Source organism: Ktedonobacterales bacterium, from assembly GCA_036557285.1.
In the GTDB taxonomy this organism is placed as follows: domain Bacteria; phylum Chloroflexota; class Ktedonobacteria; order Ktedonobacterales; family DATBGS01; genus DATBHW01.
This window is the reverse complement of the sequence record DATBHW010000046.1, coordinates 40,298-58,731: the sequence shown is the minus strand read 5'-3', so window position 1 is coordinate 58,731 and position 18,434 is coordinate 40,298. Positions and strand designations below refer to the sequence as shown.

At 59.9% G+C, this 18,434-nt stretch carries 16 protein-coding genes; 11 read left to right on the top strand and 5 right to left on the bottom strand.

Going from position 1 to position 18,434, the window contains the following annotated elements:
• Positions 1 to 68: 68 nt before the first annotated feature.
• The 5 genes from VH599_13845 to VH599_13825 form a co-directional block, all read right to left on the bottom strand.
• Entirely contained in the window at positions 69 to 416 is a 348-nt protein-coding gene (locus VH599_13845; GenBank protein HEY7349392.1) for a helix-turn-helix transcriptional regulator, read from the bottom strand.
• Between the two features lie 234 nt (positions 417 to 650).
• A complete protein-coding gene (locus VH599_13840; protein ID HEY7349391.1) occupies positions 651 to 2,336 on the bottom strand; it encodes a sialidase family protein in 1,686 nt (561 codons plus the stop codon).
• A 4-nt stretch (positions 2,337 to 2,340) separates the two neighbouring features.
• The gene (locus tag VH599_13835; protein HEY7349390.1) at positions 2,341 to 2,946 is read right to left on the bottom strand and encodes a class I SAM-dependent methyltransferase; all 606 of its coding nucleotides are present in this window, start codon (positions 2,944 to 2,946) and stop codon (positions 2,341 to 2,343) included.
• Positions 2,947 to 3,009: 63 nt separating this feature from the next.
• Positions 3,010 to 4,956: a serine hydrolase gene (locus tag VH599_13830; GenBank protein HEY7349389.1), complete on the bottom strand. Its 1,947-nt coding sequence runs from the start codon at positions 4,954 to 4,956 to the stop codon at positions 3,010 to 3,012.
• A 134-nt stretch (positions 4,957 to 5,090) separates the two neighbouring features.
• Positions 5,091 to 6,269 carry a citrate synthase gene (locus tag VH599_13825; protein ID HEY7349388.1) on the bottom strand — a complete coding sequence of 393 codons (1,179 nt, stop codon included), beginning with the start codon at positions 6,267 to 6,269 and terminating at the stop codon, positions 5,091 to 5,093.
• 259 nt (positions 6,270 to 6,528) lie between these two features.
• Between VH599_13825 and VH599_13820 the strand changes: the two genes are divergently transcribed.
• From VH599_13820 to VH599_13770, 11 genes are all read left to right on the top strand, one after another.
• Positions 6,529 to 6,996 carry a helix-turn-helix domain-containing protein gene (locus VH599_13820; GenBank protein ID HEY7349387.1) on the top strand — a complete coding sequence of 156 codons (468 nt, stop codon included), beginning with the start codon at positions 6,529 to 6,531 and terminating at the stop codon, positions 6,994 to 6,996.
• A 55-nt stretch (positions 6,997 to 7,051) separates the two neighbouring features.
• On the top strand, positions 7,052 to 7,867 hold the full coding sequence (locus VH599_13815) for a hypothetical protein (GenBank protein ID HEY7349386.1): 816 nt from the start codon (positions 7,052 to 7,054) through the stop codon (positions 7,865 to 7,867).
• An 83-nt stretch (positions 7,868 to 7,950) separates the two neighbouring features.
• On the top strand, positions 7,951 to 9,498 hold the full coding sequence (locus tag VH599_13810; protein HEY7349385.1) for an SPFH domain-containing protein: 1,548 nt from the start codon (positions 7,951 to 7,953) through the stop codon (positions 9,496 to 9,498).
• Positions 9,499 to 9,705: 207 nt separating this feature from the next.
• Positions 9,706 to 10,233 carry a hypothetical protein gene (locus VH599_13805; protein HEY7349384.1) on the top strand — a complete coding sequence of 176 codons (528 nt, stop codon included), beginning with the start codon at positions 9,706 to 9,708 and terminating at the stop codon, positions 10,231 to 10,233.
• Positions 10,234 to 10,248: 15 nt separating this feature from the next.
• Positions 10,249 to 11,208, top strand: coding sequence for a PspA/IM30 family protein (locus tag VH599_13800; protein ID HEY7349383.1), 960 nt, complete (start codon positions 10,249 to 10,251; stop codon positions 11,206 to 11,208).
• A 138-nt stretch (positions 11,209 to 11,346) separates the two neighbouring features.
• Positions 11,347 to 12,120, top strand: a complete 774-nt coding sequence (locus VH599_13795; protein HEY7349382.1) for an enoyl-CoA hydratase-related protein — start codon at positions 11,347 to 11,349, stop codon at positions 12,118 to 12,120.
• A gap of 44 nt (positions 12,121 to 12,164) precedes the next feature.
• Positions 12,165 to 13,367 carry a thiolase family protein gene (locus tag VH599_13790; protein HEY7349381.1) on the top strand — a complete coding sequence of 401 codons (1,203 nt, stop codon included), beginning with the start codon at positions 12,165 to 12,167 and terminating at the stop codon, positions 13,365 to 13,367.
• A 71-nt stretch (positions 13,368 to 13,438) separates the two neighbouring features.
• Positions 13,439 to 14,383, top strand: a complete 945-nt coding sequence (locus VH599_13785; GenBank protein HEY7349380.1) for an acetamidase/formamidase family protein — start codon at positions 13,439 to 13,441, stop codon at positions 14,381 to 14,383.
• Between the two features lie 146 nt (positions 14,384 to 14,529).
• Positions 14,530 to 16,827, top strand: a complete 2,298-nt coding sequence (locus tag VH599_13780; GenBank protein ID HEY7349379.1) for a hypothetical protein — start codon at positions 14,530 to 14,532, stop codon at positions 16,825 to 16,827.
• Between the two features lie 74 nt (positions 16,828 to 16,901).
• Positions 16,902 to 17,252 carry a MazG-like family protein gene (locus tag VH599_13775; GenBank protein ID HEY7349378.1) on the top strand — a complete coding sequence of 117 codons (351 nt, stop codon included), beginning with the start codon at positions 16,902 to 16,904 and terminating at the stop codon, positions 17,250 to 17,252.
• A gap of 14 nt (positions 17,253 to 17,266) precedes the next feature.
• Positions 17,267 to 17,884: an enoyl-CoA hydratase/isomerase family protein gene (locus VH599_13770; protein HEY7349377.1), complete on the top strand. Its 618-nt coding sequence runs from the start codon at positions 17,267 to 17,269 to the stop codon at positions 17,882 to 17,884.
• Positions 17,885 to 18,434 lie beyond the last annotated feature (550 nt).

The window sequence follows — 18,434 nt, the reverse complement described above, 5'->3', positions numbered from 1 at the left end:
TTTCGTGTTTTATTCCCAAGCCTGGTTGCATCTTGCGCCCAGGCTGAATGCCCTTTCTGATCCCATCGCTATCTGGATGCGGGGACTCCCTCCTCCAAGGGAGGGTAGTGGATTGCCACCTCCAGCGAGAACCCCTCACCCAACGCCTCCACATAGCGTCGAAGCGTGGTCAGCGTATAGGCGTCGTAGCCTTGCTTCTCAATGCGAGCGACCTGGGCCTGGGAAACACCCAACCGCCGCGCAACCTCTGCCTGCGTCAATCCCGATGCTTGACGCGCTTCTACAAGCTGCAACCAGAGTTCTTTCCTGGCTGCCTCTTGCTCATAGATCGCCCGGCGCTCTGGATCAGCCATTATCTGCGCCCTATCCTCTTCATACAGCCTTCGGCCATCTGCCTGTGTATAGTTCTGGGTCATCGATTCTTTTCACCCCCTTCACGTTCTATAAAGTGCTTCAAACGCTGCTGGGCAATTTCCAACTCGCGGCGCGGCAGTTTTTCTGCCTTCTTGGTAAATCCATGCAAGAGGACAATCCGCTTCAACATAATATTCTACAGTCCACTCATCTTCCCTCATAATACGTATTTTCGTATATCAGCCAGGTCTTGTCAAGGCGAGCTGTAGCTCCGCTTGTTCGCTATTCTCCTCTTCCTATGGCTGCACTGAGGGCATCGCTGCCGTGAAGATTTCCTGGCTGCCGGTGCGCGTGTCATTCCAGAAGACGTGGGCAAAGTGATTATCAACGGCCAGCCCCTGATAATCGCCAAAGAAGGTGACATGCGAGCCGTCGTCGGGAACCGGGGCATCAAGGGAAGGGTCCGAGGAGGCGTCGGTCACACGCGCATTAGGACCGAACGTCTGGCCGTTGTCGGTGGATTGCGCCAGATAAACATTGATCAGCACATTGTTGGGGTCGTCGCGGCGGTCAAAAAACATCACGCTCACCACGCCGTTGGGCGCAACCGCTAGCTGTGGCTGGAATTGATCTTTGCCGTCGCCAACCGGATCGTCATTCACGCGCACCGGCGCGCCCCACGTCTGGCCGCCGTCGGTTGAGCGCACCAGCACAATATCGGCGTCGCCATTGCGCTCATCGGACCAGGCAATGTACAGCGTGCCATTTGTCTGGTCCGCTGCAAAAGCCGGAAGCGAAAAATTGCGGAAGCAGCTATTGCGGAAGTGGAAAGGCAGGTCATAGACCTCGGCGGCATCAACCGGGTTGCGCCAGGTCTGGCCGCCATCCTGCGATTGCACCACCAGCATATGGGTATGGGCCGCCTGGCCGGGGCGCAGCGCCGAACACTGCGCCGGTTGGGTCTGGCTGTTCAGGCTAGCGGGGCCTGGCTGCTGGACGCTCCCTTGATCCTGGCCCTGGCCGTTGTCATGGTCATTTTCAGAAAGAATAGGGTCCAGATAGGCATAGACGACGGAGATCGTGCCATCGGGGCTAATTACCGGCGTTGCGCCCAGCGCCGAATCGCAGAGGCGCGCGCCGCTGTTTCCGGCTGGCTCGCCAAACCGGCAGCGCGGCGAGATGCCAGTGATCTCTCTTCCCGCCGAGAAGGTCCGCCCGCCATCAGTCGAGCGCGAAAAGTAGATGGGCGCGCTATCTGAGGTCGTTGCATCCAGATTCCAGACGACGTAGAGAGAGCCAGCATAGGGGCCGGTCGTGTTGTCAACGCCAATCCAGGGTTTATCGCTGAAGGTTCTGCCTGTCGGGTCAGCATGTACCAGCACCGGGGGCAGGAACGTGCGCCCGCCATCAGTTGAGCGCGAAACGGTGATGCCGCTGAACCTCGTATTGCCAGTCTCGCCATCCACCAGCACCGCGCCATACACATCGTTGTGGCGGCCAAAGGCAAAGCTAATATCAGACGTAAGAATATAGCGATCATAGCCGGGAAACACACCGCCATCCGTCCACGTGCAGCCCCCATCCATCGAGGTGTAATAGCCGATCTTGAACTCATAGTGGGCGGGGTCAGTGAAGAACTTGGAGCCGCCAACCAGATTCAGCGGGTTCAGCGGATTTTCGGCAATTTCTGGCTCGCTATGCGCCAGGAAAGCATCCTGGCTGACGCGAATATTGCTCACCTGCTCTGGCGGTGGCGAGGGGAGCCGCACACACGGGCCGCCACCGGCAAGGTACCAGGGACTCTGCGGTCTGGTCGCTGTTGGGGAAGATTGGGCGCTTCCCGGCGCGGGAAAGAGCGACTGGCGATAGGGCAGAAGGGCCAGGGCCAGCGCGCCGAGTAAATTGAGCAGCGCCAGCAGGATCACGCCTGTCCAGAGCAGGCGGCGCGGCTTCCGGGGGACGCGAGGTGTTCGTTGGGTCATGGGATTAGTCTGCTCCTGATCGGCGGAAGGTATACCAGGCCGAGCCAGTACCCGGCGCATCGTCGCCCCAATCAACCTGCTCACAGGCAAAGAGACCGTTAAAAGCCGCTTTGATTTCATCAGGCGTTGCCCCCACCACACGCCCCGCCACTTTGCGCGGCACAAAGGCATAGAGCAAAAAGAGCGCGCCCGGCCTGCTCAGGGCAGCCACTCCCTGCGCATAGGCCGCGCGCCCCAGGGGCGTCAGGCTGTGGAAACAGCCAAGATCAAAGAGCAGATCAAATGGCCCACCGAGCGGCAGATCACCCAGGCGGGTCACATCGCCGCGATAAAACTTCACCATCACCCCGGAGCGCGCTGCCTTTTCGCTGGCGCGCTCCAGCGCGCGGGCTGTGAAATCAACGGCGCTGACATCCCAGCCATGCTGCGCCAGATAAATACTGTTCGTGCCTGTGCCGCAGCCCAGATCAAGCGCCTTCCCTGGAGGCAGCGCCCTATCGCCTTCAATCACCGCCAGCAGCTCCGGTGGGCTGACACCGGTATCCCAGGGAGTGCGCCCGCGTCGGTAAGCGAACCAGTAAAAGAAGCGAGACAGATTTATCAGAGTCATCACCTCAATCCTTCTACCAGATAGGGGGTGCAAACCATACGCCTTGCCGCTCCGGCGCTTCGATCAGACCATCGCCGAAGTCATCGCGCTACAGATACGATGAAGAATATCCTTACCATCCTGGAAGCTGTTATTTTCTGCGGTATAGACCGAAACGATATAGGTTTCTCCACTCAGCATCACAATGCCAGAAGAGTTCACCGCCCAGAGGCCCGTTTCTGGTCCATTTGGCCCTGGTCCTCGCAGCCAGCCATTTTTCATGGCAACCGTAGCGCCCTTCGGCGCGGTATCGCCCACACCAAATCGCTGATCTGACTCAATATGCTCCATCAGATTAAATGCCAGATCACGATCCTGCTGGGTCAGTATCTTGCCTTCTTGCAGCAGCGTCAGGATGTGCGTCATCACCAGCGGTGAGATGGTGCTGTAGCCCCAGGCTTCGGGATTCGGCTCCAGGCCGGTAACGCCAATCTCCTGGAGATACCGCGAGACTCCTGCGGCTCCACCAATCTTCTTGAAGTAGAGTGTCGAGGCCGAGTCGTTATCGGAGTTCTCAATCATGGTGGTCAACAGCTGCATCTCCTGAGAGTTTGGTTCGCGGCCTTCACTCTCGGTCATATTCAGGAAGGTGAGCATAATAGTGACCTTCATGGAACTGCCCGTGATAAAACGTCCATCCATATTGTAGGTGTAATAGCGCAGGCGTGTTATATCATACACCACCGCAGCCACCGTTTTGTCCAGGCTGGCAAGATACTGGGCGAGATCAGACGAGAGGACATCAAACGATGCCCAGCCCGGTACATTGCCCGGCGAGGTAAAGGTCAGCGCCGTCGCTGGCGCCCAGCCATTACCGGAGGTCTTGGGCGCTTTCCACTGCACCTGATACCAGAGCGCCCCCTTGACCCAGGAAGCGTCGCCAACGAGCGTAAGCGGGAACTGCTGGCCGATGTGGACCGTTGCCTGGCCTGTTCCCGCCGCGCTCAGCAGCGTCGTATCGCCCAGCGCCCAGATCGGCATATTCTTGTTGAGCGCCACGGCAGGCGGCCCCAGGGTTCGCAGATAGGCCAGGCCAGCATCGAGATGAGCAAAGGCGCCCTGGCTCGAAGCCCCCTGAACACCATGATCCAGCAGTATCACGTTGCGCCAGAAGACCTGCGCCACCAGATGATGCGTGCTGCCGTTCTGCTTCGCGGTAAAGTTCAGCGCCTCCGTGAGAGGAGCGCCGAAGTCCTTCTGCCAGCCGTTGGGCGACACATCGGGGAGGGAGAGATAGCTCCAGATGGCCGCAGGAACGATATGCCCCACAATCTTCCCATTGCGCGTTCCGCCCGCAATGAAGACATCTCCCTGCCTGCCACTTTTCTGAGGCGCGGTGGTAGAAGTGGCCCCCTCTGGCCCTGGTACCATCAGCGCGGGATCGGTGGCGCTGCGCAGGCCAACATAGGTGAGCGTGCTGTTCTCACCGCCGATCCCCACTTTGCTTCCGACGGTCAGCAGCGCCTGGATCAGAGGCAGGCGCACGACGCCAGTAGCGGAATCGGCCAGCCCACTGCTGATAAGGCTATTTATCGCTTCATCGGCGCTGCCTTGGTCTGCCTGGCCCTTCGCTGGCAGCAGCAGCGCCCCGGACGCAAAGAACTGTATCCAGCCCTGGTGGATAGGGAAAGCGGGCGTCAGAGGCGCTCCCAGGTCATGCGCAGCCGTCTTACCGTTATAGTATTTCTGAAACAGTGGATCAACGCCAGACTGGGCAACGGGCGCCGGGGCCTCGAACGCTGGCGCAGTCGTTTGCGTATCCCCAACCCAGCGAGAAGCCCCATTCGTTGTGAGCGTTTCCGCCGTTGAGTGGTGGGAGCGCGACATCTGGCTAATCAAAAAATAGCTGAACAAGAGCGAGCCGGATAAGAAGACCGCGACGAGGACAGCAACCAGTATTCGACGCAGTACCTGAGATTGCCACAGAGCCTTTTTCGGCTCATGTTCCCCCGGCGCCTCTCTGTAGTACATGTTATACCTCCTCATCTTTCTATTAAACGGATGAGCGAGCCACACAGAGACATCCATCTACAGGATGGCAAACGCAGAAGGCGCACATCAGAGAGGGCAGGCCAGCGTGGCCTGCCCTCTTCTGTCATGGCGTATCAGGCGCGCTGATCGACGAGCGTATAGGCAACATTAGTCGGGCCGCTGTAGTGAGCCAGAGGGCGAATCAATCGGTTATTGGCGTACTGTTCCAGTACGTGAGCGGTCCAGCCTGCGATGCGGCTGCACGCGAAGATCGGCGTAAAGAGGTCGAGGGGGATGCCAATCTGGTAATAGGTGGTGGCGGAATAGAAATCAACGTTCGCGTTCAGACCCTTGTGTTCTTTGATATATAACTCCACCTTGCACGACATGTCGAACCATTTCGTATCGCCCGCGCGCTCGCCCAGGTCATGGGAGATCTGGCGCAGGTGGGTCGCGCGGGGGTCTTCGGTCTTGTAGACGCGATGCCCGAAGCCCATGATCTTTTCTTTCTTTGCCAGCGCCTGCTCCAGATAACGTTCCACGTTGTCAACGCTGCCCATGCGCAGCAGCATGCGCATCACCTGCTCGTTGGCGCCGCCATGCAACGGGCCGCTGAGTGCGCCAAGGGCCGAAGTAATCGCCGAGTACATATCGGCCAGGGTAGCTGCTGTGACCCGCGCGGCAAAAGTCGAGGCGTTGAACTCGTGGTCGGCGTGCAAAATCAGCGCCAGGTCCATGACATGGGCATTGTATGCCTCAGGCTCCTGGCCGGTCAGCATATAGAGAAAATTGGCCGCCTGGCTCAAATCAGCGCGCGGCGCGACGACATTCTGACCATTACGAATGCGTTCGGCGCTGGCAACAATCGTTGGCAACTGCGCGGTCAGGCGGGCAGCCTTACGGATATTGGCCTCCTGAGATTCATCCCCCGCGTCAGGATCATACAGCCCCAGCGTAGATACCACCGTTCGCAGCACATCCATCGGTTTCGCGGTGCTGGGGAAAGCGCGCATCAAAGCCAGAACTTCTTCGGGAAGCTCCCGGCTGGTATGCAGGCTCCTGGTCAATTGGTCAAGTTGGGACTTATTGGGGAGTGTTCCATGCCAGAGGAGATAAGTGGTTTCTTCAAACGTTGAATACTTTGCCAGGTCGTGAATATCAATGCCAAAATAGGAAAGTTTGCCTTCCTTCCCATTCAATTCGCAGATGGAGGAAGATGCAGCAACGACCTCTTCCAAACCCCCTTTGAGCGGTTGATCTGCTCCCGCAAGACTGCTTTTGGAGGGGGTAATGGCGCCAGAACTTCCAGACATAGCAAAGCCTCCGTGGTTCAGATCGGCGGCGCAGGCAGAAAGCGCCGCTCCAGTGGTACTTCAGCAGTGAAGCAAACGCAATATGACAGTTCCACAAGTCGTATGCGATTCTGTCAAGTATTATACTGTCAAGTACCCAATTCCGTCAACGGGAAGGGCTTGTAGCTTGTAATGGAGGAGGGCCAATCCTCTTGACTTTTTGATTGCAATCTGTTATAGGAATTATAACAAATAGTAAAAAGAACCGGGCAGAACTCTTATGGACCTGCATCAAAAACTGAAACATCTGCGCGCCGTCGAAGGCAGCATGCGCGGGCTGGGCCGCCCTATGACCCAGGCTGAAGTCTCGCAAGAGATGCTGCGGGAATTGGGCGAAACGCTCAGCCAGGCGTATCTCTCTCAGATCGAGGGCGGCAAGCGCCCGCATCTTTCGGCCCGAAGCCGCGCCTTGCTGGCGCGTTTCTTTAAGGTACATCCGGGCTATCTGGTGAGCGATCCACCTGGCTATGAGGAGCATCTGTTCACAGAGATCGAAGACCCCCAGGCGCGTCTGTCAACCTGGCTGGCCGCCAGCGCGGAGGAATGGCGCTCTGACCATCTGATTCAGCGTGTTTTTGAGAAGCTGGCGGAGCATCCAGACCCCCGGCGCATATTTGAGGTGCTGAATGAATTGCTGGACCGGGCGCCGGAGGAGCCTGGCAGCCTCTTGGGGAACCCGGTAGGCTAGTGCTATGAAGCATGTTTCGGCACGTTCTGTCTGAGCAAAAGAGGTGATCTTTACCATGATTGCCACCGATCCGCTCTCCCTGGTCTTTATCGGCTGTTTTGTCGTTTCCGGCACGTTTCTCATCATCTCTTCAGTGTTGGGGGCCGGACACGAAGACTTCCATATGGGGCATTTCGGCCACCTGGGACATGTCGGCCACGTCGGCCACGCGGCAGGGGCCAGCCACGCCAGCGGTGTCATGCACCACGCGCTGCCACACGGCCACGCAGCAGGGCATACTGCGCACACAGGCGCCCAGACAAACGCCACCAGCGGAGAGGGAGCGCCCTCCGGCCCTCCGATCTGGGCGCTGCTGGCAGGCTTCCTCAATCTGTACGCCTTGTTGACCTTTCTCTTCTGGTTTGGGCTGATTGGCTATGTCCTCAAAAACCTGGCAGATGTCGGATCGCTCTTCGCCTCGATGATCGCACTGCTGGTGGGCCTGGTGGGCGCGGTGCTGATTACGATGGTCATGCACCGGCTCATGGGGCGGGATGATGGGGAATTGACCGCCGAAAGCTCGGAACTGATTGGTACGCTCGCCACCGTCAGCATGCCCATTCGCGCGGGCGGCATTGGCGAAGTTATCTACACCAAGGGGGGCGGCGGACGCAAAAGCCTGGGCGCACGCAGCGTGGATGCCCAGGCCATTGCCCGCGACGCTGAGGTGGTCATTGTTGGCTATGAAAAAGGGATTGCGCAGGTACAAACATGGGACCGCTTTATTGCTGATACTGATGAATTGGATGACGCCCTGCGCATGCAGCAAAGGGGGAATGATTCTGCGCAGACAACGGATGCAATCTCGTCTAACCTGAACGAACAACCGTAAACCAGAGCTACTCTCAGGCATAAGTGAATGAATAGAGCAGCCTCTGCTGTGGAAAGAGGCTGTGGAAAGAGTAGGAACAGAAAATGGGTTTGACAACAGTCTTGATCCTGGCTGTGGCAATCGCGGTCTTCCTGGTGCTGTTCTTTTGGATTTGGGGGAGCTTGCTGAGAAAAGTCCCACCCAACCAGGCGCTGATTAAGTATGGGCGCGGTGGTGTAAGCGTCGTCACCGGGGGATCAGCCTGGGTCTGGCCCCTTTTCCAGCGCGCGGCGACCTTCTCCCTGGAGTTGATGTCGTTTGATGTCGCCCCGGCGCAAGACCTGTATAGCAATCAGGGCGTCGCCGTCAACGTTGAGGCCGTGACCCAGCTCAAGGTCAAATCCGACCAGGAGAGCATCATCACTGCCGCCGAGCAGTTCTTGAGCAAATCCTGGGATGAGCGCCAGGCAGTCATCCGGCTGGTCATGGAAGGCCACCTGCGCGGCGTCGTCGGCCAGTTGACCGTCGAGCAGTTGGTCAAAGAGCCGGAGATGGTCAGCGAGAAGATGCGCCAGACCAGTTCCAGCGACATGGCAAAGATGGGGTTGGAGATCGTCTCCTTCACCATCAAAGAGGTGCGCGACAAGATCGAGTTCATCAACAACATGGGTCGGCCAGAAATCGAGCGCATCCAGAAAGAGGCGCGCATCGCCGCCGCGCTGGCCGCCCGCGATACGCAAATCCAGCAGGCCGACGCCATGCGTGCCGCCGCTATTGCCAAGGCTGAAGCCGACCAGAAGCGGGTCGAGGCTGAAACCCTCTCGATGACTAAGCAGGCGGAATATCAGCGCGACCTGGCGCTGAAGAAAGCCGCTTACGACGCTCAGGTCAAGCAAGAGCAGGCCAAAGCCGACAAGTCCTATGACGTGCAGGCCAACGTGATGCAGCAGCAGGTGATCACCGAGGCCGTGAAAGTGCAGGAGTTGGAAAAGACGGCACAGGTCAAGGTGCAGGAAGCCGAAATCCAGCGTCGAGAACTGGAACTGCAAGCCACCGTCCTGAAGGCCGCCGAATACGAGCGCAAGCGCGTTGAGACCGTCGCCGAAGCCGAGCGCCAGCGGATCGCCCTGGAAGCCACGGGCCGCGCCGACGCGACACGGATGGCCGGTGAGGCGGAAGCCGCCGCGAACAAAGCCAGGGGTCTGGCCGAGGCCGAACTGCGGCGGGCGCAGGGTCTGGCCGAGGCCGAAGTCATCAGGGCCAAGGGCGAGGCTGAAGCCGAAGCCATGCGGGTGAAGGCCGCTGCGTATCACGAGTACAACCAGGCTGCCGTGATGGATAAGCTGCTCACCAGCCTGCCGGAAGTCGTGCGCGCCATAGCCGAGCCGCTGAGCAAAGTGGACAAAGTGACCATCGTCTCCACAGGCGCAGCCAACGGCACAGGGCTGGGAGCGAGCCGTCTGACCACCGATATTGTCAACATGGTGGCCCAGGCGCCCGCGCTCTTCGAGGCGCTGACCGGCCAGAAAGTCTCCGATCTGATGAGCCATGTGCCAGTCATGAACGGAGCGACACAAGACAGCGCCAGCGTCAACGGGTCAAATGGCGTCACGGTAGAAGCCAACGCTCAGGATGAGGACAAAACCAGCTAGTTCATCGTTGTCGGGCGGGAAGCGGCGTCACTGTTTGATGTCGCTTCCGCTTGCTACGTTTTTCTTTCTACGTTTTGCCTACGTTGAAGTGGCGGGCGCTGAGCGGTACAATAGGAGAGAAGAGCGAGTGATAGGAGAGAAGAGAGAGCGATAGAGATCGAAGGAACGATCAGTGGATGCCCCCTTCCAGACTGCGGGAGGTTCGCTATGTCTGCCCCTCATCAACCCAACCGTCGTGTTCAGCGCCGTGAGCGCGTATACTGGCTGCGCCGCTTCTCACTCAAACATTTCCTGGACCTGCAAGACCCCCGAAGCCTGGGAGCAGCCTGTGTGATGGTCAGCATGGGCCTGATCTTGATCTTTGGATTTTTCATAGCAGTGCTGCATCATAACGTGGGCTATGCCGGGCTGTTCTTGCTCTTTGGCTGCGCGCTGATGTTTTTTGGCAGCCTGGGCCTGTTTTTCGCGCTGGTCGAGTGGGCTGCTTCACGATTCTCCTATTCGAGACGCTATTGTGGCTGCTGCTCATTCTATAAACCTGCGGAAGACAACTATGCTGCGGGCGTTTGCCAGTGGGGGTCCGGCCAGGGCGCTGTACAACGCACCCATTCTTGCCTCAACTTCCGCCACTCAGAGCGCGCGATGGTGCGAGACCGGCTCTGGCAGCACCGCGATCTCTTACAACGCCTGCGCAGGATGGGGATTGATAGCGAACAGACGAGTAGCGACGACTGAAAAAGGGAGCGCACGATGAAATTGCTGCAACGGGTAATGATGCTGATCCGGGCCAACATCAATGACATCCTCGAACAATCCGAAGACCCGGAACACATGCTGCGCCAGTTACAGCAAGATTTGCGTAACCAGATGATGCAGGTCAAGACTCAGGTAGCGACGGCTATCGCTCAGGAACATCAACTCCAGAGCCGCTGCGAAGCACTCTCTAAGGAGGCGGCCCAGTGGCAGCACAAAGCAGAGGCCGCCGTAGCGCACAACGACGACGCCCAGGCGCGCAAAAGCCTTCAGCAGCGCCTGGACACCATGCGCCTGCTGGAGAACTATCGTCGGCAGCACGAAGAGCAGCAGCACCTGATTGTGACTATGCGTAACGCCCTCAAACAGCTTCAGGCCAAAACCGAAGAGACTGAACTCAATATTGAACTGTTGCAGATGCGCCGCCGCCGGGCGAACATACAGCAAGCTGTCTACGAAACGCTCTCTAAAAATAAGCAAGAGGAAACCCAGGAGCGCGTGCGCCGGGCAGAAGATAAAATCATGGACCACGAGGCGCGGGCAGCCGCCGTGCAAGACGAGGCGCGGCGCAGCGCCAGCAACAACCTGGATGCCCAGCTTTCCCACCTCTCTAAACGCGAAACAGTAGAGGAGCAGCTCGCGCGGATGAAAGCGAGCCAGCAGCAGAAGCCCAACCAACGCCGCCAGCTTCCTCCTCCAGGCGCTGCCGAAGGCTCGCGGCTCCGGCGGGCGCCTGCCGCTCCCGCAGAACCTGCTGCTGCCCAGGCCAGCGGCGCTCCGTCGGCGCTGCCATCTGGCGAGCGCATCCGATCCAGGGCGGCGTCGCTCAGGGAGCAGGTGGATGAGGTCTTACAGCGACACCAGGCAAAGCTGGGCGACAAGATTGCGCCAGAGGAAGAGCCAGGGCCGGAGGGCCAGCCGGGCAAGCAGGAAAAACACCCCACCAGAAAAGCCTAGCGCGTTAAGCACTGCAAGCAAAACGCTCCCCTTCATGCAGATTTGGTATAATGGGCCGCAAGAGCAGCATCAAGCAGCGCCCAATATCTTGCCGACGCCGACAAGATACGCCCTGGGCTGGAGAGAGGAGTCTTTTGCGTGGACTATCAGTATATTCTGGTGGAGCAAGAGGAGCGGATAGAGATCATCACGCTGAACCGCCCTGCGAAATTAAATGCCCTCAACTGGGATCTGATCGGCGAAGTAGCCACCGCCCTGGAGGCCGCTGACCGCGATCCGGCGATTGGCTGCGCTATCATCACCGGCGCGGGTGATCGCGCCTTTGCCGCCGGGGCCGATATAGCCGAGATGGCCGACGCCACCCCTGTCACCATGCTCACCGGCTCCTTTCAAGCCTGGGAGCGCATTCGACGCATCCACAAGCCGCTCATTGCCGCCGTGAATGGCTTCGCGTTGGGCGGCGGATGCGAACTGGCGATGCACTGCGATCTGATTCTTGCCAGCGAGAATGCCCGCTTCGGCCAGCCGGAGATCAACCTGGGCGTCATCCCTGGCGCGGGCGGCACACAGCGGCTGGCTCACTCGCTTGGAAAATATAAAGCGATGGAACTGGTCCTGACCGGCGCGCCGCTCAGCGCCCAGGAGATGGCCGCTGCCGGATTAGTCAATCACGTGTATCCCGCCGATCAGTTGCTGGACGAGGCAAAGAAGCTGGCGCGCTTGCTGGCGTCCAAAGCGCCCATCGCCCTGCGGCTGGCAAAAGAGTCTGTTCTGCGCGCGTTTGAAGCGCCGTTGGAAGATGGGCTGGTGTTCGAGCGCCGTAATTTCGCCCTGCTCTTCGCTACCGAAGATCAGAAAGAGGGCATGCAGGCATTCGTCGAAAAGCGCCAGCCAACCTTCAAGGGCAAATAAGCAACACGGCATCCGCCATTCCCAAGGCAAGGGAGGAGCCACCGATGGACGAAGCTGTCATTATTTCCGCAGTACGCACACCTATTGGCAAATACGCTGGCGCGCTCAAAGATGCCCGGCCCGATGACCTGGCCGCGCTGGTCATTGCCGAAGCAGTGCAACGGGCGGGCGTACCCAAAGACGCTATCGAGGATGTGATCCTGGGCTGCGCCAACCAGGCGGGGGAAGATAACCGCAACGTGGCGCGCATGGCGCTCTTGCTGGCCGGGCTGCCCATCAGCGTGGCAGGCCAGACGATCAATCGCCTCTGCGGCTCAGGCTTGCAGGCCGTCAACAGCGCCGCGCAGGCCATCCAGACCGGCGCGGGCGACCTGTTTGTGGCAGGAGGCGTGGAGAGCATGACGCGCGCGCCTTTTGTGCTGGGCAAGCCCGACGCGGCCTTTCCGCGTGGCGCACTGAACCTGCAAGACACGACGCTGGGCTGGCGTTTCGTCAATCCACGTCTGGCGGAGATGTACCACCCCTACAGCATGGGCGAAACCGCCGAAAACGTGGCCGAGGCCCATCGTGTGAGCCGCGCCGATCAGGACGCCTACGCCCTGGCGAGCCACCAGCGGGCCGTCGCGGCCATCAGCGCCGGGCGCTTCCGCGACGAGATTGTCCCGGTCCCCATCCCGCAGAAAAAGGGCGAGCCGATGCTGGTGGATACCGACGAGCAGCCGCGCGCCGACACCAGCCTGGAAAAGCTGGCGGCGCTCAAGCCGGTCTTCCGCCAGGGCGGCAGCGTCACCGCTGGCAATTCGGCAGGCATCAACGACGGCGCAGCGGCCCTGGTCCTTACCAGCCGCCGACGCGCCGAAGCCCTGGGCGTGCGCCCACGCGCGCGCATCCTTTCCAGCGCCGTCGCCGGGGTCGATCCGGCGCAGATGGGCCTGGGGCCGATTCCGGCTACGCAGAAAGCCCTGGAGCGCGCCGGGCTGCGCGCCAGCGACCTTGATCTGGCCGAACTCAACGAGGCGTTTGCCGTCCAGACCCTCCAGTGCATGCGCGCGCTGGGATTGGACCACGAGCACACCAACGTCAACGGCGGCGCTATCGCGCTGGGCCATCCACTGGGCTGCTCAGGCGCGCGCATTCTGACCACTCTGCTCTACGAAATGGAGCGGCGCGACGCTCGGCTGGGTCTGGCGACGATGTGTATTGGCGTCGGCCAGGGCATCGCCACGATCATCGAGCGGCTGAACTGAATATGGCGTAGCGTAGAAACTCTTCAGTAGAAACTGTTCAACGGAACGATCTCAGCGAAAGGGGAACTCACATGGCAACTCATCATCTCGACGACACCCAACCCCATGCCTTCTGGGACAACACCCTCCCGCCGCGTGTGCATATCCAGCCCGGAGACACGGTAGTCTTTGAGACGCTCGAAGCCTCAGCCGGGCAAGTGACCCCGCAATCCCCCGCTGAAGTAGTCAGCGCCCTGGACTTCGCGTTCATCCATCCGCTGACCGGCCCCGTCTACGTGGAGGGAGCCGAACCCGGAGACGCCCTGGAAGTGGACATCATCAGCATTCAGCACAAGGGCTGGGGCTGGAATGCAGTAATCCCTGGCTTTGGCTTGCTGGCCGAGGACTTCTCTAACCCCTACCTGCATCACTACTCGTTTGAGGGGAACTCCGTTATCTTCCGACCTGACATTCGCATCCCCTACGAGCCGTTTTGTGGCGTAATGGGCGTTGGCCCACGCGAATCAGGTCGCTTGATCACCATCCCGCCGCGCGAGAACGCGGGCAATATTGATATTCGCCACCTGACCCCTGGCGCCAAAGTCTGGTTTCCGGTGCTGGTACCCGGCGCACTCTTCTCCTGCGGCGATTGCCATTCCGCCCAGGGCGACGGCGAAGTCAATGGCACCGGCGTTGAAACCTTGATGACCGTCACCCTGCGCTTCAACCTGAAGAAAGGCGCAAACATCCCCGAACTGCGCTTCCTGACTCCCCCAGGCAAGAAGCTGACGGTGGCCGATGAAGCCGGGTATTACGTGGCAACAGCGCATGGCCCGGACCTGTTCAAGGACACCCAGCAGGCTATCCGCTATATCATTGACTACCTCTCCGCTGAGCATAACATGACCCGCGAGCAGGCGTATTGCCTCTGCGGAGCCGCCGTTGACCTGAAGATCAGCGAAGTCGTTGACGCGCCCAACTGGATTGTCTCCGCCTATCTGCCCTTGAGCATTTTTGCCACGCGGCCAACGTTCTAGATTGTCGCCAATCCCAGCGCCCCAGTACAGCTCAGAGCTATGCTGGGGCGTTTGCGTCTGCCATCATACCTCAATCTCGTCATCTTGCGGAGGAATCTGCCACTTGTTATACTCCTCCTGCCCACAGGGACTGTACGGAGGAAAAGATGAAGGTTGATACCTTTGACCGCAGCGATGGTATGGATGCTTCCAGGAGAAGTATCGGGGGCGCAGCAGCGCAAAGACCCCCTCTAACAGAAAGAAAGCCCACAGCAGAAGACTTCTATTACACTGGACCACGCAGGCCAGTATCCCGGCGGCAGGCGCTCGCGCTGCTGACCCTGGGGACGCTTCTGGCGCTGGCGACCCTTTATCATTATCTGATCTATCTCCCGCAGCCCGACAAGCCCCACGCGCTGACCCTGCTCGATGACGTGTTCGCGCTCGGCGTCGTTGGGCTGGTCGCTCTGGCTGGTCTGGCGGTGGGGATGCGCCTGCTGCGCCCCTTCAACTTAGCTGATTTCTCTCGCCTGGAGCGCGGCGCGCTGGCGCTGGGGCTGGGCTGGGGCATCTTTAGCCTGGGCGTGCTGGCGCTGGGGCTGGCCCATCTGCTCTACCCCTGGGCGCTGCTGGCGGCGCTTGGGCTGGCGCTGGCGCTCTGCTGGCGCGAAGCGCAGCATCTCCTCGCGCTCTGCGCCCAGCCGGGCCTTGTTCTCCGGGCGCGGCGCTTGCTACCGCGCAGCATCCTGACCAGAATCCTGGGCGTTATTGTCCTGATTCAACTGGCGCTGCTGCTGCTGCACACGCTCGCGCCACCATATCTCCCCTATGGCTACGATCTCTACCTGTATCATTGGGCAGCCCCCAGGCTGTATCTGCTCCATCACGCGGTCCTGGTCTGGCCGGGCTGGGCCGCCGCCGATTTGCCTTTTAACAGCGAACTGCTGGCGACACTTGCGCTGGCCTTTGGCTCCGAGGTAGCCGCAACCTGGATGCAAAGCGTCTTTGGTGTGTTGATCGTGATCTTGCTCATCGCGCCGCTCTACCGTCGCGTCGGCAGCGCAGCGGCGTGGATCGGCCTGGCGCTCTGCTTCGCCAGCCCACTCTTCACCACGCTGCTCATCAGCGGCTATAACGAACTGGCAATGGCCTACTACGGCCTGGCGGCTGTGGCCGTGACCTTCGTCTGGCTGAAGCAGAGCAGGCAGCCAGAAGCTTCAGGGCAAGCGCACCTGATCCTGCTGGCAGGACTCTACTCAGGATTTGGGCTGGGTACGAAATACACCGCAGGGCAGATCGTGGTGGGTATCCTGGTCCTGCTCATCGGTGTAGGGATCGCCAGACTGCTGAACGTCAGGCGGCAAAGAATACCAGTCTGGCCGCTGCTGCGACAGCACACAAACGCTCTACTTCTCTACGGGGGAGCCTGTCTCCTGCCGCTGCTGCCCTGGCTTGTTCGGGACTGGGCGCTGCTGGGCAATCCGATCTACCCCTTCCTCTGGGGAGGGCCAGCCTGGAATGAGGCGCGCACAATCACATGGGACTTGACGATGGCCCACACCGGCCCACAAGAGCCATTCTGGCAGCGCCTGCCCGAATCCTTCTTTGGACTCTTCTTTGATCTTAATCGCCTGGGCGAGCCATTCTACACACCCGCCAATTTCTTGCTGGTGGCGGCGCTGCTCGTTCCGATCATACTGGTCGTCGGGTGGTCGCGCTTTGGGCCAAAACGACTGGCCCTGGCGCAGTCGCAGACCTACGCCACCGCCAGAGAACAGGCGCTCTGGCTGGCAGTGGCTGCTGGCGCATATATAGCCTGGCTGCTTTCAGGAGCGCAGCTTGAACGCTACGCGGTGGCCTGGCTCCTGCTGCTCATCGGGCCAGCGGCGTTTGCGCTGGATCGACTCTGCCGGATACGCTGGCAGTGGCCCTTCGGGCGCGTCATCGCGCAACTGCTGCGCTCCACCGTACCCACCGCGATACTGCTCCTGGTCATCTATCTGATACCATTATCCAGCCTGATCTGGCTCCCCTACCATAACCCGCTCCCGCTGGTGAGCGGTCAGGTCTCGCTGCAACGCTGGGAAAGAACCTCGTTGATGAGTCCGGGCTACTGGGCAATGGTGGACTACGTGAACGCGAACATCCCGCGCTCGGCAAAGCTCCTCGTCATCGGGCCAGGCTACTACCTGGAGGGGCGCGACTACGTTGACGACGCCAGCCAGGACTGGGTACCCTATCTCGAAACCGCCGGACAAACTCCAGCAGGCATGCTGACGCTGCTGCGCCAGAACGGATTTGCCTATCTGCTGTATAATGACACTCTGCTGACGTACATTGTCAGGAGCCACGACAACACCTACCTGGACAGCTTTCTGCCCGCCTTTCGGCAATTCCTGGCAGGTTCGCTTACCCTGGTGCAGAGTTTTCGTGACTTCCAATTATATCAGATACCTTCTGGATGAAGGCGCGCGGCGCGCGTCCAGCGCCAGATACAAGCGATTCCAGCCCGGCTGACGCTCCGAGGGGGAACAACCGTATGACAAGCGCCTACAGCTTCCAAGAGTTGATCGACATGACGCGAACGGTCATCGCGGCCTTCGCTGCTGCTGAGCAGCGCCCCTGGACTATCGAAGCGACGATGATAGAATTGATGAAGCAGGCCGGCGATCTCTCAAAGCATGTTATGATGGCCGAACGCTATTACCTCCCTGACCGTGCAGGTGATCCCAGCTATGCCACCACCAAAGACGATATTGCTGACGAGTTGGCCGATATTTTCTACTGTCTGATTCGCATCGCCGAGCATTATCATATCGATCTGGAGCAGGCGCATCTTCAGGCGCGAAGGAACGAGATGCGCTATCTAGGGAAAGAACCCGATTTCTAATGTGAGGTCGCTCCATGCCAGAACCACTACTGAGCCAACAGCGCGCCGGGCTGCTGCGTCTTTCGATCAACCGGCCCCCGCTCAATATCCTTGATCTACCAACATTACAGGCGCTGAATGTCGCCCTGCGGCGCGCGCGCGCCGATGGGCAGACGCGCCTCATCGTCCTGACCAGCGAGGGTGAGCGCGCCTTTTGCGCGGGCGTGGATGTGCGCGATCACCTGCCTGGCAAAGACGCGGACATGATCGCCGCCGTACAGGACCAATATCGCGCCTTCGCCGAGCTAACAGCGGCAGCCATCCCCTCTGTCGCGCTGGTCAAGGGACTGGCGCTGGGCGGCGGCTGCGAACTGGCCGCGCTCTGCGATACACTCGTCGCGCGGGAAGACGCCCAGTTTGGCCTGCCAGAAATCAAACTGGGCGTCTTCCCGCCGCTGGCGGCGGCGCTCTTTCATCGCCGTCTCGCGCCGCGCGCGGCCCTGCGCCTGATGCTAACCGGCGAACGCATCAACGCCGCCGAAGCGTACCGCCTGGGGCTGGCGCATCAGGTGCTGGCGACTGATCGTTTTCACGACGATAGCGAAGAACTCTTGCTGATGCTGGCAATGCTGGGAAGCGGGCAGCGGCGCTGAATGGTCGTTGCACAATCGTTGCATAGGCATTTCTGCATATTCAATCATTGAGTACATTCCCCATAAGCAACTTTTAAGCGTATAATAGTGTGGTGCAGGCGTTCTCGCTCAGAGCAACAAATCTCCGATAAGATCGGGGGCATCCGTCCTGCAATCCTAACCAATCTCCATCGGTTCGTTCTCTTCCTCAGCAGGGTGGTTTCGGGATTTCTCATATCCTCTGGGTCTGGCCCATTGGGTAACAGTAACTGAGAAAGGTGGCGAGCGTGTCGAGTGGCAGGCTCAACACCCTGGCAGGAAAGCGTTTCCTGCCCCCACAATCCTCCCTCCAGCCGGTTTGGCGCCGCTGCCTCAACCGGCTGCTACCCCTCCTTGTGCCTACGCCAACGCCTGCAAGGATACTGGCGGCGCGCGGCCCTCCGGCCCTCAGCCACAGCATTGCTCCGCATTCCCTGAACGCGGGACAAGATGTGAAGACGCATCTCCTGAGATATGGCGCCTGGAAAGCGGCCACTGTCGGCAACGACTGCGCTTGCAGATCCCCACCATC

Coding starts and splice junctions, on each gene's coding strand:
- VH599_13820 (HEY7349387.1), top strand. CDS start 6,529: ATGGACCTGCATCAAAAACTGAAACATCTGCGCGCCGTCGAAGGCAGC.
- VH599_13815 (HEY7349386.1), top strand. CDS start 7,052: ATGATTGCCACCGATCCGCTCTCCCTGGTCTTTATCGGCTGTTTTGTC.
- VH599_13790 (HEY7349381.1), top strand. CDS start 12,165: ATGGACGAAGCTGTCATTATTTCCGCAGTACGCACACCTATTGGCAAA.
- VH599_13800 (HEY7349383.1), top strand. CDS start 10,249: ATGAAATTGCTGCAACGGGTAATGATGCTGATCCGGGCCAACATCAAT.
- VH599_13785 (HEY7349380.1), top strand. CDS start 13,439: ATGGCAACTCATCATCTCGACGACACCCAACCCCATGCCTTCTGGGAC.
- VH599_13825 (HEY7349388.1), bottom strand. CDS start 6,269: ATGTCTGGAAGTTCTGGCGCCATTACCCCCTCCAAAAGCAGTCTTGCG.
- VH599_13805 (HEY7349384.1), top strand. CDS start 9,706: ATGTCTGCCCCTCATCAACCCAACCGTCGTGTTCAGCGCCGTGAGCGC.
- VH599_13770 (HEY7349377.1), top strand. CDS start 17,267: ATGCCAGAACCACTACTGAGCCAACAGCGCGCCGGGCTGCTGCGTCTT.
- VH599_13835 (HEY7349390.1), bottom strand. CDS start 2,946: ATGACTCTGATAAATCTGTCTCGCTTCTTTTACTGGTTCGCTTACCGA.
- VH599_13830 (HEY7349389.1), bottom strand. CDS start 4,956: ATGTACTACAGAGAGGCGCCGGGGGAACATGAGCCGAAAAAGGCTCTG.
- VH599_13780 (HEY7349379.1), top strand. CDS start 14,530: ATGAAGGTTGATACCTTTGACCGCAGCGATGGTATGGATGCTTCCAGG.
- VH599_13775 (HEY7349378.1), top strand. CDS start 16,902: ATGACAAGCGCCTACAGCTTCCAAGAGTTGATCGACATGACGCGAACG.
- VH599_13810 (HEY7349385.1), top strand. CDS start 7,951: ATGGGTTTGACAACAGTCTTGATCCTGGCTGTGGCAATCGCGGTCTTC.
- VH599_13845 (HEY7349392.1), bottom strand. CDS start 416: ATGACCCAGAACTATACACAGGCAGATGGCCGAAGGCTGTATGAAGAG.
- VH599_13840 (HEY7349391.1), bottom strand. CDS start 2,336: ATGACCCAACGAACACCTCGCGTCCCCCGGAAGCCGCGCCGCCTGCTC.